The 12,858-nt window shown below is 60.6% G+C and carries 11 protein-coding genes and 1 pseudogene; 6 read left to right on the forward strand and 6 right to left on the reverse strand.

The window, feature by feature from the left end:
* Nucleotides 1–173: 173 nt before the first annotated feature.
* Nucleotides 174–956, forward strand: a pseudogene (locus Q0859_RS20415) (IS30 family transposase); the annotation flags it as partial.
* A gap of 83 nt (nt 957–1,039) precedes the next feature.
* Here Q0859_RS20415 and Q0859_RS20420 read toward each other — a convergent pair.
* The 6 genes from Q0859_RS20420 to Q0859_RS20445 all read right to left on the reverse strand — a co-directional run bounded on the left by Q0859_RS20420 (nt 1,040) and on the right by Q0859_RS20445 (nt 7,720).
* Entirely contained in the window at nt 1,040–2,860 is a 1,821-nt protein-coding gene (locus tag Q0859_RS20420; protein WP_299154810.1) for a M3 family oligoendopeptidase, read from the reverse strand.
* Between the two features lie 152 nt (nt 2,861–3,012).
* Nucleotides 3,013–3,870 (reverse strand): amidohydrolase family protein, encoded by an 858-nt coding sequence (locus Q0859_RS20425; protein ID WP_299154811.1) that lies wholly within the window; start codon nt 3,868–3,870, stop codon nt 3,013–3,015.
* Nucleotides 3,863–5,455 carry an ATP-dependent DNA ligase gene (locus Q0859_RS20430; protein WP_299154813.1) on the reverse strand — a complete coding sequence of 531 codons (1,593 nt, stop codon included), beginning with the start codon at nt 5,453–5,455 and terminating at the stop codon, nt 3,863–3,865. The genes Q0859_RS20425 and Q0859_RS20430 overlap by 8 nt, the downstream gene beginning before the upstream one ends.
* Nucleotides 5,452–6,450, reverse strand: a complete 999-nt coding sequence (locus Q0859_RS20435) for a ligase-associated DNA damage response exonuclease (protein ID WP_299154814.1) — start codon at nt 6,448–6,450, stop codon at nt 5,452–5,454. The genes Q0859_RS20430 and Q0859_RS20435 overlap by 4 nt, the downstream gene beginning before the upstream one ends.
* Nucleotides 6,451–6,488: 38 nt before the next feature.
* Nucleotides 6,489–7,430, reverse strand: a complete 942-nt coding sequence (locus tag Q0859_RS20440; protein WP_299154816.1) for an alpha/beta hydrolase — start codon at nt 7,428–7,430, stop codon at nt 6,489–6,491.
* Nucleotides 7,430–7,720: an SCP2 sterol-binding domain-containing protein gene (locus Q0859_RS20445; RefSeq protein ID WP_299154819.1), complete on the reverse strand. Its 291-nt coding sequence runs from the start codon at nt 7,718–7,720 to the stop codon at nt 7,430–7,432. Before Q0859_RS20445 ends, Q0859_RS20440 begins: the two co-directional genes overlap by 1 nt.
* A 73-nt stretch (nt 7,721–7,793) precedes the next feature.
* Here Q0859_RS20445 and Q0859_RS20450 point away from each other — a divergent pair, with 73 nt between their 5' ends.
* From Q0859_RS20450 to Q0859_RS20470, 5 genes are all read left to right on the forward strand, one after another.
* Nucleotides 7,794–8,351 (forward strand): tetratricopeptide repeat protein, encoded by a 558-nt coding sequence (locus tag Q0859_RS20450; protein ID WP_299154822.1) that lies wholly within the window; start codon nt 7,794–7,796, stop codon nt 8,349–8,351.
* A 32-nt stretch (nt 8,352–8,383) separates the two neighbouring features.
* Nucleotides 8,384–11,260 (forward strand): helicase-related protein, encoded by a 2,877-nt coding sequence (locus Q0859_RS20455; protein WP_299154825.1) that lies wholly within the window; start codon nt 8,384–8,386, stop codon nt 11,258–11,260.
* Nucleotides 11,261–11,647 carry an RNA-binding S4 domain-containing protein gene (locus Q0859_RS20460; RefSeq protein WP_299154827.1) on the forward strand — a complete coding sequence of 129 codons (387 nt, stop codon included), beginning with the start codon at nt 11,261–11,263 and terminating at the stop codon, nt 11,645–11,647.
* Nucleotides 11,648–11,699: 52 nt separating this feature from the next.
* A complete protein-coding gene (fdxA, locus tag Q0859_RS20465; protein WP_299154829.1) occupies nt 11,700–12,035 on the forward strand; it encodes a ferredoxin FdxA in 336 nt (111 codons plus the stop codon).
* Nucleotides 12,036–12,344: 309 nt separating this feature from the next.
* On the forward strand, nt 12,345–12,857 hold the full coding sequence (locus Q0859_RS20470; protein WP_299154831.1) for a CarD family transcriptional regulator: 513 nt from the start codon (nt 12,345–12,347) through the stop codon (nt 12,855–12,857).
* Nucleotide 12,858: the final 1 nt, after the last annotated feature.

The raw sequence follows: 12,858 nt of genomic DNA on the forward strand, positions 1-12,858 counted from the left end.
AGGCTCGATCAAGGCGCCGCCCAATCGAGCTCATCGATTCTCCGCGTTGCCACCGATCCCAGATCTCCGACTTCTGCCCGTCTGTGAAAAATATCCGCGTTCGATAGGCCACAACTTACACCCCATCTTTGCCAAAAGACTAAAGTGTTGCGTCGACCCGTTGAAACCGCTCATGTAAGCTGGCATTCAACGATCCTTTGTGCCAACTGATCGCACGCAAGTTGCGTCGGAAATGGTCACCGCAGCAGATTGCCGGTTGGCTCAAGCGGAAACACCCCGACGAGGAGCTGCATCGCGTGTCCCACGAAACGATCTACCGCAGCCTTTATGTGCAAACCCGTGGGGTCTTGAAGAAAGAACTGCAGGAATGTTTGTGCAGCCCGCGTGCCATCAGGCGGTCACGGCACGTGACCCAGAAAGGGTTGAAGCTGCGCAAGATCAAGGATGCGATCCCGATCAGTGAACGCCCTCCTGAGGTCGAGGATCGGGCCGTGCCGGGACACTGGGAAGGCGACCTGATCGTTGGCTCCAACAACAGCTACATCGCCACACTCGCGGAGCGCCATTCCCGATTTGTGATGCTGGCCAAAGTCGAGAACAAGGACACCCAGAGTGTTGTCGCGGCCCTGATCAAGCAGGCACGCAAACTGCCCAAAGAGCTGTATCGGTCGCTGACCTGGGACCGAGGATCTGAGATGGCAGGGCATGCGAAGTTCACCATGGCCACAAAGATCGACGTCTTCTTTTGTGATCCACAGTCCTCGTGGCAACGCGGTAGCAACGAGAACACGAACCGGCTGCTTCGCCAATACTTCCCCAAAGGCACTGACATATCAGGCTGTAGCCAAGCCAAACTCAGCGCCGTCGCTCGCCAGCTCAACGAGCGGCCTAGAAAGACCTTGCAATACCAAACCCCAGCAGAGAAATTTGAAGCCTGTGTTGCGGCGATCAGTTGAAACCACACCCACAGCCCGGCCATTCGTACACATATTCTCGTCGCCGTTTCAGGCCCGCGATGTATTGCGGCCTTTCCTGCCCGCTACTCCTCCATCGCTTCCAATTCATCAATAAAGCCTGAGATCATCGACAGCCCCCTGTCCCAGAAGGTCGGGTCGGAGGCATCAAGTCCGAAGGGGGCCAGCAGCTCTTTGTGGTGCTTGGAACCGCCCGCTTTCAGCATGTCGAAATACTTGTCCTCAAACCCGTCTGCACCGTCGGCATAGACCGAGTAGAGCGCGTTCACCAGCCCGTCGCCAAACGCATAGGCGTAGACGTAAAAGGGCGAGTGTACGAAGTGGGGGATATAGGCCCAGAAGGTCTCGTATCCTTCCATGAAATCAAAAGCGGGCCCAAGCGATTCCGCCTGCACCGACATCCAGAGCGCGTTGATATCTTCGGGCGTCAATTCACCGCCCCGGCGTGCCTCGTGCAGCTTGCACTCAAAGTCGTAGAACGCGATCTGGCGTACGACGGTGTTGATCATGTCCTCGACCTTGCCCGCCAGCATCACCTTGCGCTGTGCAGGGGTTTCGGCCCCGTCGAGCATTTTGCGGAAGGTCAGCATTTCGCCGAAGACCGAAGCCGTTTCAGCCAGCGTCAGCGGGGTCGAGGACAGCATCTCGCCTTGTCCTGCGGCCAGCACCTGGTGGACGCCGTGGCCCAGTTCGTGGGCCAGCGTCATCACGTCGCGCGGTTTGCCAAGGTAGTTCAGCATCACGTAAGGATGCACATCCGTGACCGTGGGATGCGCAAATGCCCCTGGGGCCTTGCCCGGTTTCACACCCGCATCGATCCAGCCTTTGTTGAAAAACGGCTGCGCCAGTTCGCCCATGCGCGGATCGAATGCGCTGTAGGCGTCCATCACGGTCTTTTCGGCCTCGTCCCAGTTCACGATCCTAGGGTCTTCCATGGGCAGCGGCGCGTTGCGGTCCCAGATCTGCATCCGTTCCAGCCCCAGCCATTTGCGTTTCAGTTCATAATAGCGGTGGCTGAGTTTGGGGTAGGCGGCCACAACGGCGTTGCGCAATGCCTCGACCACTTCGGGTTCGACCTGATTGGACAGATGCCGCCCGGTCTGCGCTGTGGGCATGCCGCGCCAGCGGTCGATGATTTCCTTTTCCTTGGCTTGGGTGTTGTGCACCCGCGCAAAGGTCTTGATGTTGCCCGAGAACACTTCGGCCAGTTCGCGCGCGGCGGTTTCGCGCTTCTTGCGGTCAGGATCGGTAAGGAAGTTCAGCGTGCCCTCGATGTTGAGCACGTCTCCGTCGATGTTGAATTCCAGCCCGGCGATGGTTTCGTCAAAGAGCCGCTCCCAGGCGTCGCCGACGACGCCGAGGTCGTGCATGAATTTCTCCATCTCGTCCGAGAGCTGGTGCGGCTTCATCGCCCGGATCTTGTCAAAGATCGGTTTGTAGCGCGCCAGATCCGCGTTTTCGGCCATGGCCTTATCGAGGTGGTCGTCTTCCAACCGGTTGAGTTCCAGCGTGAAGAACACGAGCGGGGTGGTGAAGTTGGTGATTTTTTCCTGGCAATCGGACATGAATTTGGCCCGGCCTGCATCCGTGGTCAGTTGGTAATAGCGCAGGCCCGCAAAGGACATGATCCGCCCGGCGATCTGGTTGATCCGTTCCTGTCGCTCAATACAGTCCAGCAACCCTTTGGCGTCCAGTTGGTCGAGCTTGCCCTCATAGTCGGTGGCAAAGCTGGTGCAGGCACCTTCCAGCCAATCGAGGTCGCGCTTGAGTTCGGGCGCGGTTTCGCTGGCATAAAGGTCATCAAGGTTCCATTCTGGCAGATTGCCCAACGGCTCGCCCCCGGATTGGGTGGCAGCGTCGCGAACGGGGAAAGGCAGGTGCAGCATCGTGAAAAACCTCGTGTTGTGTTGCCCCTTAGGTATGGGTGTGGGCCTGCGGGGGCAAGGGTGATGCCGTCTGTTTCGACGCGCATGTGCGCGCCGACAGATTGGGGGCCAGCCCCCAGACCCCCGGAGTTTATCCGGCAAGATGAAAGGGATCAGGGCAGGAAGAGCGTGTTGGGTGTGTTGATAAGGATTTTCTGGCGTTCCTTGGCGGTGGTGATCGCATATAGGTCATCGGCCAGGGTCGCCGCGCGCGGCATCCTGGCATCACCCAGCATGATATGAGGCCAGTCCGACCCCCAGAGGCACCGATCCGGATTGGCCTTGATCAGCCGCCGCATCAGTGCGTGCGTTTGTGAGATATCGCGCGTGAGCCTGTAGGGCGCGGAAAGCTTGATGTGGATATGCCCCTCTGCCAGCAATGCGCAGAGTGTGTCGATGGCGGTGGTATTGGAGGCAAGCGTCGTTGGCCAGCCGCAGTGGTCGATGACCAGTGGGACGGGCAGGGCGCGGATGTCGTCGGCCAATTCAGCGATATGCTTGTCGGCGTGCAGCAGCATCTGGATGTGCATGCCTTGGTCGGCCAGCAGAGGGGCCATCGCCTTGGCCCCGTCCCATGTCAGCACACCGCCATGCACGTAGTTCAGGCGCACCGCCACGCAATTGGCGCGTGACAGGGCACGCACCGCATTGTGGCCAGCCCCGTCGGGCAACAGCCCCACCCCCTTGAAATCGACACCGAGTGCTGCGACCGCATCATGGGTGACCGCATTGTCCGTGCCATAAAGGATCGAATGCACGATCAGTGCGTGAGAACAACCCAATGCCGCAAGGTGGTCCCGCAAGAGGGCCAGCCAGTCGTCAAAGTCGTGCCCCGGTGCCGGGTTTTGCGCACGGTTTGGTGACAAGGGGTGTTGAGGGCCGCCAAGCATGTGCACATGCGCGTCCCACGCACCCTGCGGCAATGGATGTGTCGGGGGTGCGGGGGCGAAAGGCGGGTCGGCATTATCCATAGGTTTTCAGCATTTCGTTCAGATCATCGAGGCTGTTGGCCTCTTGCAGGGGTTTGTCATGGCGCCAGCGCGACATGCGCGGAAACCGCAATGCCACGCCGGATTTATGGCGGGAGGAGGCCTGTATCCCCTCGAACGCGATCTCGAAGACGTGGTGGGGCGTCACGCTGCGCACGGGGCCAAACCGTTGCACGGTGTTCTTTTTGACCCATGCGGTGATCTTGCGAAATTCTTTGTCCGTGAGGCCGGAATAGGCCTTGGTGAAGGGCACAAGGTCGTTGCCGTTCCAGACCGCAAAGGTGAAGTCGGTGAACAGATTGGCGCGCCGTCCCGACCCGGCCTGTGCATAGATCATCACGGCATCGATGGTCAGCGGATCGAGCTTCCATTTCCACCAGTCGCCTTTCTTGCGCCCCGTCAGGTAGGGGCTGTCGCGGCGTTTGAGCATCAGCCCTTCGGCCTGGGCCTCGCGCGCGTCGCTGCGGGCCTGGGCGAGGGCGGTCCAGTCGTGGAACGCGACGGTGGGCGAGAGTTTGATGGGTGCGTCCTCGGGCAGGCCCTTGCACAGTGCTTCAAGCAGCGTGCGGCGCTCCCTTTGGGGTGTGTCGCGGATATCCTGCCCCTGCCATTCCAGCAGATCGTAGGCGTAGAGGATCACGGGCGCGTCCCTGAGCAGCTTTTTGGGCACGGTCTTGCGCCCGATCCGCCTTTGCAAGGCGTTGAAGTTTTGCGGGATGCCGTCGCCCCATGCCAATATCTCGCCATCCAGCACTGTACCATCGGGGATGAAATCGCGGGCACGGGCCAACTCTGGAAAGCGGTCGGTCATCAACTCTTCGCCGCGCGACCAGACGAAGTGCTGCCCATCGCGCAGGATCAGCTGGCCGCGGATGCCATCCCACTTCCACTCCGCCTGCCAATCCTTTGGATTACCTAAGATTTCCGGCTCATCTTCAAGCGCATAGGCAAGGTAGAACGGATAAGGGCGCGACGCGTTGGCCGCCGGGTCATCCGCTTCGATCAGGCTGTGCCATGTGACCTCGGCGGGGTTCCAGTCGCCCATCAGACGATGCGCCATTTCCGCCTCGTCCCCGCCTGCGGCGCGGGCCAATGCGCGGGTCATCAGCTTTTGACTGACGCCGATGCGGAAACCACCCGTCAGCAGCTTGTTGAACAGGAAGCGTTGCGTGGGATCAAGGCTGCGCCATGCCTCAAGGACGACAACTTTGCGCGCGGATTCATCAACATCAGTAAGGGCGCGCAACGTATTGATCCAATGCGTTAAACCCAGGTCAGAGGTTTGATCTGGCGGGGGCAAAACCAGTGCGATGGTTTCGGCCAGATCACCGACGATGGGATAGGCTTCTTCGAACAGCCACAGCGGAATGTCCGCCACTTCTGCCGCCCATTCCCGCAGTCGCGTCGTGGTCACGGCACGTTTGGGCCGTCGTCCGGAGAAGATCGCGATGGTCCAGACGCGGTCACTCTCGGCGGCGGTTGCGAAATAGTCGGCGAGGGCGGCGACCTTCACGGTCGTCTTGGTGGATTGATCGATGGCGTTGAACAGCGCGGCGAAATCCTTCATGCCGCGTCCTCGGCCTCGTCGCCCCCGAACTCGGTTGGAACGGCTTGGGCGTTCCAGCCTTTGGCATTCAGGTAGCGCGCGAAGATATCCGTATAACCATGCGTCACGTATATATTTTCGGCCTCTGTTGCTTTGATCGCAGACAGCAACCCGGCCCAATCTGCGTGATCGGAAATCACAAATCCACGATCCCCTGCGCGCCGCCGCCTGATCCCGCGCAAAGCCATCCAGCCACTTGCAAAGGCGGTTTCCTGTGCCCCGAATTTGCGCGCCCAGGCCGAGCCAAGCGCCGATGGTGGTGCCAGCACCAATGCGCCGGGATGATCCTTGGGGGTCAGGTCTGCGTCGGCGCGTATCGTCTTGGCGAGGTTAATGCCCTGATCACGCATTACCGCATTGGTGTTCTCGATCGCGGTGTGGGTCAGGATGGGGCCGATCTCGGGGTTCAGCATGCCCATCAACCGCTGCGCCTTGCCCAGAGCGTAACACCCCAGAAATGCCGTCTTGCCCGCCGCCGCGCACACCGACCACCACGTGTTGATCTGTGCGGCTACGTCCGCTTGATCCTGCCAGCGAAAGACCGGCAGCCCAAAGGTGCTTTCGGTGATGAAATGGTGACATTTGATCGGTTCGAACGGGGTGGACAGCCCATCATCCACGACCTTGTAGTCGCCGGAGGCCACCCAGACCTCGCCTGCGACCTCGACCCGGATCTGGGCCGAGCCGGGGACATGGCCCGCCGGGTGGAAGGACACGGTGGCATCCCCGATCACGCGCTGTTCGCCATACGTTATCGTTTCAAGGGGAATGTCCCCAAGCCGATGTCGCATCACGGGGGCTGCAATATCGGTGGCCAGATAGTTGCCCATCCCCCATCGCGCGTGATCTGCATGCCCGTGCGTGATCAGCGCGCGCGGCACAGGTCGCCACGGATCGATATAGAAATCGCCAGCCGCGCAATAGATGCCATCGGGGGTAAAGGTCAGCACGCTCATGCGGTCCAACCTAGCCTGTTACAGCGCGCGCGCCAACGTCAGGCCGCGGTTTCGAACCGTGCGCACAGGGTATCGAAGATATGTGTGCGGGTCTCGGGGTCTTCCATCAGCACTTCATGCTCGCCCCCGTCAATCATGTGCAGGACACCGTTGGACCAACTGTCCATCCGTGCCTCGATCCGGCCGATATGGACAATCCGCTCGTTGGACCCGAGGAACGTGTCGCATTGCACACTGGGTGCGGGCATCTGCGCCAGCGCAAGGGTTTCGTCCAGCGCCTCGCGCAACCACACAAAGCTGGGCCCGCCAAGGGCCATCTCGGGATGGGCCTGCAACTGGGTACGCATCATGTCGTACATCTCGACATCGGTGGTGAGCATGTTGTCGTCAAAAGGGGCTGTCAGCACATAGGAATCGATGATGGTGCCGGGGGGCAGGCGGTGGCCCTGACCCAAGACCGGCATGACCCGCCCCAATGCCCAGGCCACCGGTCGCAGGTGGGGCGAGATGCGGATGCCCCACATCGGACCGGTAAAGGCGGCCGCTGCCACATCCAGCCCTTCGTGCAGGGCGCGCAGGCCGATGCAGCCGCCCATCGAGTGACCAAGCAGAAAGAAAGGCTCGGGCAGGTTCAACTTGCGGGCCGCCTCGACGGCGGCAACCACGTCGTACTGATAATCCGTGAATATCTCGACATGGCCGATGCGGCCATCATCCAGCAGGCGGTCTGCAATGCCCTGCCCCCGCCAGTCCACCGCAACGGTGGCAAAGCCGCGTGCGGCCAGATCGGCAGCGGCGGGGCTGTATTTTTCCACATATTCGGTGCGCCCCGGAAACAGCAGGACCGTCCCTTTGGGGGCATCAGGGGCAAAAACCCCGATGCGGATGCGCACCCCGTCTTTGGCGGTTGTCCAGTAGGCTGCCCCACCCAGTGGTGCGGGGCCGGCGTCGGAAAAGAGAGGAGCAGCCTGCAAGGTCATCAGGCCAGAGCTGCCGCCAGTTTCATCGCCATGCCCATGTCACCGTCCACTTTCAGTTTGCCCGTCATAAAGGCCGAAGTGGGGTTGGTGGAGCCGTCAAGGATCGCCTTGAACGTCTCGACATCCGCCGACAAGGTCACATCCGCTGCATCATCTGCGGCGCGCGCACCGTTTTCGTCAATCATCACAGCGCCTTCGCCATCAATGTCGAATTTGGCGGTGCCCGAAAAATCGGCGCCTGCCAGCTTTTCGTTCAGAACGGTTACGGCTTCGTTTACTGTGTCACTCATCTTTGATGCCTTTTTGTTGATTGGCTGGCCTGCCTTACTGGAATTCGCAGGTTTGCCTGTTACATTGACAACTATGGGCACTCGACTTCGCAAACTCTACCCTGTCGTCACGGCACTTTTACTGACAGTAGGGAATTCCTTACCCGCAGGGGCGCAATCTTCGCTGGAAGAGATGAAGGAAGCGTTGCGCACCGCCGAACCAGCCGAGGCTATGCGCCTCACCCGCGAGATCGAGCGGGTGTGGGCGCAATCGGGCTCAACAGCCCTTGATATGCTGCTGCGCCGGGGCCGCGATGCGATGGAGGATGAAGATCCCGACATCGCTATCGAACATCTGACGGCTGTCACTGACCATGCGCCTGATTTTGCCGAAGGCTGGCATGCGCGCGCAACCGCCTATTACATGAAGGGTCTGTATGGCCCGGCGCTGGATGATTTGCAGCGCGCGCTGATCCTCAACCCCGACAATTACAACGCGATCTTTGGTCTGGGCGTGATGTTGCAGGAATTTGGCGATTTTATCCGCGCCCGCTCGGCCTTTGAACAGGTCCTCGACTTGCATCCCAACCACGAAAACGCCACCAAGGCGCTTGAGCAGCTCAAAGCCAAAGGCATCGGCCGCGAACTCTGAACCAGATGAGGCCGCCAAGCGGGAGAAGTGCGATGTCGGGCGACGCGCGGGTGGTGGCAGTTCTTGGCCCCACCAACACAGGCAAAACGACCTATGCAATCGAACGGATGCTGGGCCACCGCACCGGTGTCATCGGTCTGCCGCTGCGGTTGCTGGCGCGCGAGGTCTATGATCGGATCGTGGCCTTGCGCGGCCCCTCGGTTGTCGCCCTTGTCACCGGCGAGGAACGGATTGTGCCCCCCCGCACGCAATATTGGGTCTGCACGGTCGAGGCGATGCCCGAGGGCATGGGCGTTGATTTTCTGGCCATTGACGAAATCCAGCTTTGTGCTGATCCCGAGCGGGGCCATGTCTTTACCGACCGTCTTCTGCGCGCCCGCGGCCTGCATGAGACACTGTTTCTGGGGGCTGACACTATGCGCGGCCCTATCGGCGCGCTGGTGCCCGAGGCGCAATACATGCGCCGTGAACGCATGTCGCAACTGGTCTACTCGGGGCAGAAAAAAGTCAGCCGGATGCGCCCGCGCAGCGCCATTGTCGGGTTCTCGGTCGATAATGTCTACGCCATCGCCGAGTTGATCCGCCGCCAAAAAGGCGGGGCGGCTGTGGTCATGGGCGCGCTGTCCCCGCGCACCCGGAATGCGCAAGTCGACATGTACCAGAACGGCGAAGTCGACTTTTTGGTCGCAACAGATGCCATCGGCATGGGGCTCAACCTTGATATCGACCACGTGGCCTTTTCCAGCCTCACGAAATTTGATGGACGACGTATGCGTCCCTTGGCCCCCAACGAACTGGCCCAGATTGCCGGGCGTGCGGGGCGGGGTCAGAAGGACGGAACCTTTGGGGTGACAGGCGATGTGCGCCCCCTGGATGATGGCACGGCGCAGGCGATCATGGATCACCGGTTCACGCCACTCTCCAAACTGCAATGGCGCAATCACGCGCTGCAATTCGGCACCATCGACGCACTGGTGCGCAGCCTTGAGGCTCCGCCCGATCACGACGTGCTGGTGCGTGCGCGTGAGGCCGATGACCTCATGTCGCTCAAGTCCCTGTCCGAAAATGCGGAGGTCAGCGCGCGCTGTACGGATGCGCTTTCGGTGCGTTTGTTGTGGGATGTGTGCCGTGTGCCGGACTTTCGTGGTATAAGTCATGCGGAACATTCAAACCTCTTGGACGTTATCTTTCGGTATCTCCACGAAAGGGGCACAATTCCAAACGATTGGATGGCACGCCAGATCAAACGGATCGACCGCAGCGACGGCGATATCGACGCGATCAGCAAGCGATTGGCCTTTATCCGCACCTGGACCTACGTGGCTCAGCGGAAAGGGTGGGTCGATGATGAAAGCCATTGGCGCGACGAGACGCGCCATGTAGAAGACCGACTGTCAGATGCTCTGCACGAGAAACTGACTCAAAGATTTGTAGATCGGCGCACATCCGTGTTGTTGCGCCGGCTAGGACAGAAGGAAGCCATGGTGGCCGAAGTAAACGATTCTGGTGAAGTGACTGTCGAAGGCGAGTTCGTCGGCAAATTGGACGGCTTCCGTTTTAGCCAAGACAAGGGCGCAGGTGCGGCCGAGGCCAAGACGATCAAGTCCGCTGCCTTGCAGGCGCTTGCTCCGCAATTCCATTTGCGCGCGGATCGCTTCTACAACGCGCCCGATACCGAAATCGACTTTACCGAGCAGGGGGGGCTGATGTGGGGTTCTGCTGCGGTGGGCAAGCTTGTTGCGGGTGCCGAGCCGCTCAAGCCCATGGTCGAAGTGTTCGTGGACGATGTGGCTGGCCCCGAGGTTGCCCAGAAGGTGCAGCGCCGCTTGCAGCATTTCATCGACCGCAAGGTCGCCGCCCTGTTTGAACCGCTGATGAACATGCAGCGCGACGAGACATTGAATGGTCTGGCCAAGGGGTTCGCGTTCCGCATGATCGAGGCGCTTGGCGTGCTGCCCCGCGCCACTGTCGCTGATGATGTCAAAGCGTTGGATCAGGATGCCCGTGGCGCGCTGCGCAAACATGGCATCCGTTTTGGCCAGTTTACCATTTTTTTGCCATTGCTTCTCAAACCCGCCCCGACGCGCCTGCGTCTGGTGTTGTGGTCTCTGGCTCAGGGCCTGAGCGAATTTCCCGAAAGCCCGCCCCCCGGTCTGGTGACGGTTCCAGCGATGACGGATGGCCCGCAAGGCGTCGATACGATGTCGGGCTATCGCAACGCTGGCACCCGCGCGATCCGTATCGATATGCTGGAACGGCTGGCGGATATGTTACGGGCAGAGGATTCCCGTGGCGGGTTCGAGGCCAAAGCCGACATGCTGTCGATCACCGGCATGACCTTGGAGCAGTTCGCGACCCTGATGGAGGGGCTGGGCTACAAGGCCGAGAAGGGCGAGCGCGACAAGGTGAAGCCTGCCGACGCGGTTGTGGCCAAGGATGCAACGCCGGACACGCCCGCTATGGATGCGCCTGAAGCGACCCCGGCCACGGCTGAAACCACGCCGGTACCTGCCCCCGACGCCGCAGATATTGCGGATGCAGGCCCGGAAGCGATCATCGAAGAACCCGCAGACGGCCCCGAAGTGTCCGCCGAAACCCCGGTCAACTCCGAGGCGGAGGTTGCCCCCGGTGCGGCCCCCGATGCCGCTGTCGCTGGCCCCGAAACGGAAGTGTTCTACACCTTCACATGGGGGCGCAGTGCGCCAAACCGTCGTCCGCAACAGGGTGGCAAACCCCGTGGCAAGCAAGGCGCACCCGGCGGCAAGCCCAAGGGCAAAGGCAAGGGGTCACGCCGTGATGGGGGCGACAAGTCGCAAAACTTCTCGGCCCGTCCGCCCAGGAAGGAAAAGGCGATCGACCCCGACAACCCGTTCGCCGCAGCCCTCATGGGGCTCAAGGACGGCAAATAAGTGAGCGACCCGGCGGACAAGCTGCGGCTGGACAAATGGCTGTGGTTTGCCCGCTTTTTCAAATCCCGCTCACTGGCGGCCACCCAGGTGGGGGCAGGCAATGTGCGGGTGAATGGCGAGCGGGTCACCAAACGCGCCACCACGATCAGTCCGGGCGATGTGCTGACCTTTTCACAAGGGCGTGTGGTGCGCATCGTCGAGGTCGTGGCGCTTGGTACACGGCGCGGTCCGGCCCCCGAGGCGCAAACCCTTTATTCCGATATGTCGCCCCCACCGCCGCCAAAGGAAACGCCCGTTCCCGAAAACCCGCGATTTGAGGGAAAAGGGCGCCCCACAAAGCGCGACAGACGCCAAGGCGATCTTTCCCGCGCGCGCCACCTTGAATGATCGGGATGGCTGATTTAGCTAGGCGGCTGACCCAAACGAGACGAGCCCCCGCATGACCTATATCGTCAACGACAGCTGCATTGCCTGCAAATACACGGACTGCGTCGAAGTCTGCCCCGTGGATTGCTTTTACGAGGGCGAGAACATGCTGGTGATCCACCCCGACGAGTGTATCGATTGCGGTGTGTGCGAGCCGGAATGCCCTGCAGATGCGATCCGCCCCGACACCGAGCCGGACATGGAAAAATGGGTCGAGTTCAACCGTAAATATTCCGAAATGTGGCCTGTCATCATCACCAAGAAAGACCCGCTGCCCAACGCGGAAGAGATGGACGGCAAAGAGGGCAAGATGGAGATGTTCTCCGAAGTGCCGGGCGAGGGGGGCTAGGCTCCGAATCGGTTCGAACCCGCCGCGTCGCCTGTCCTGCTCGTGAAAATTGAGACGCAACAGCTTGGAAATACAGCGGCTTTTGAAAGTTTCCTTTAGGTTAGCTTTCGGAAGGGCGTTTTTTGTGCTATGCTCTGCCCACAATTGACAAACGGACGTGTCCCCGACCTGCCGTTCACTCCGGCGGGCGCATGAAATCTTGACCCTGACCCGCAGCAAGACGTGGCATGACATGCCCCGCCTGATGCGGTTTTGACTGTCTGAAAGGGTCCAGCGCGGGGAACGACCAGTGTCTTATGAGGATCAGGAATGACAAAATCTAAGAAACTCGACTTCCGCCCCAACGAATTTGTGGTCTATCCGGCCCATGGTGTGGGTCAGATCGTGTCCATCGAAAGCCAGGAGGTCGCGGGCATTGCGCTTGAGCTGTTTGTGATCTCGTTCGAGAAGGACAAGATGACCCTGCGGGTGCCCACGAACAAGGCCACCGATATCGGGATGCGCGCCCTGTCGAGCCCCGACGTGATTGCCCACGCGATGAAGACCCTCAAGGGCAAGGCCAAGGTCAAGCGGGCCATGTGGTCGCGTCGTGCGCAGGAATACGAGCAAAAGATCAACTCGGGCGATCTGATCGCCATTGCCGAAGTGGTGCGCGATCTGCACCGCACCGACGATCAGCGCGAGCAAAGCTATTCCGAACGTCAACTGTATGAAGCGGCCCTCGAGCGGTTGACCCGCGAAGTCGGTGCGGTCTCTGGTGGGGACGAATTGGCCGCGGCCAAGGAAATCGGGGATGTGTTGACCAGCCGCGTTGCGGCTTGAT

It is taken from the genome of uncultured Tateyamaria sp. (genome assembly GCF_947497045.1).
Classification (GTDB): Bacteria; Pseudomonadota; Alphaproteobacteria; order Rhodobacterales; family Rhodobacteraceae; genus Tateyamaria.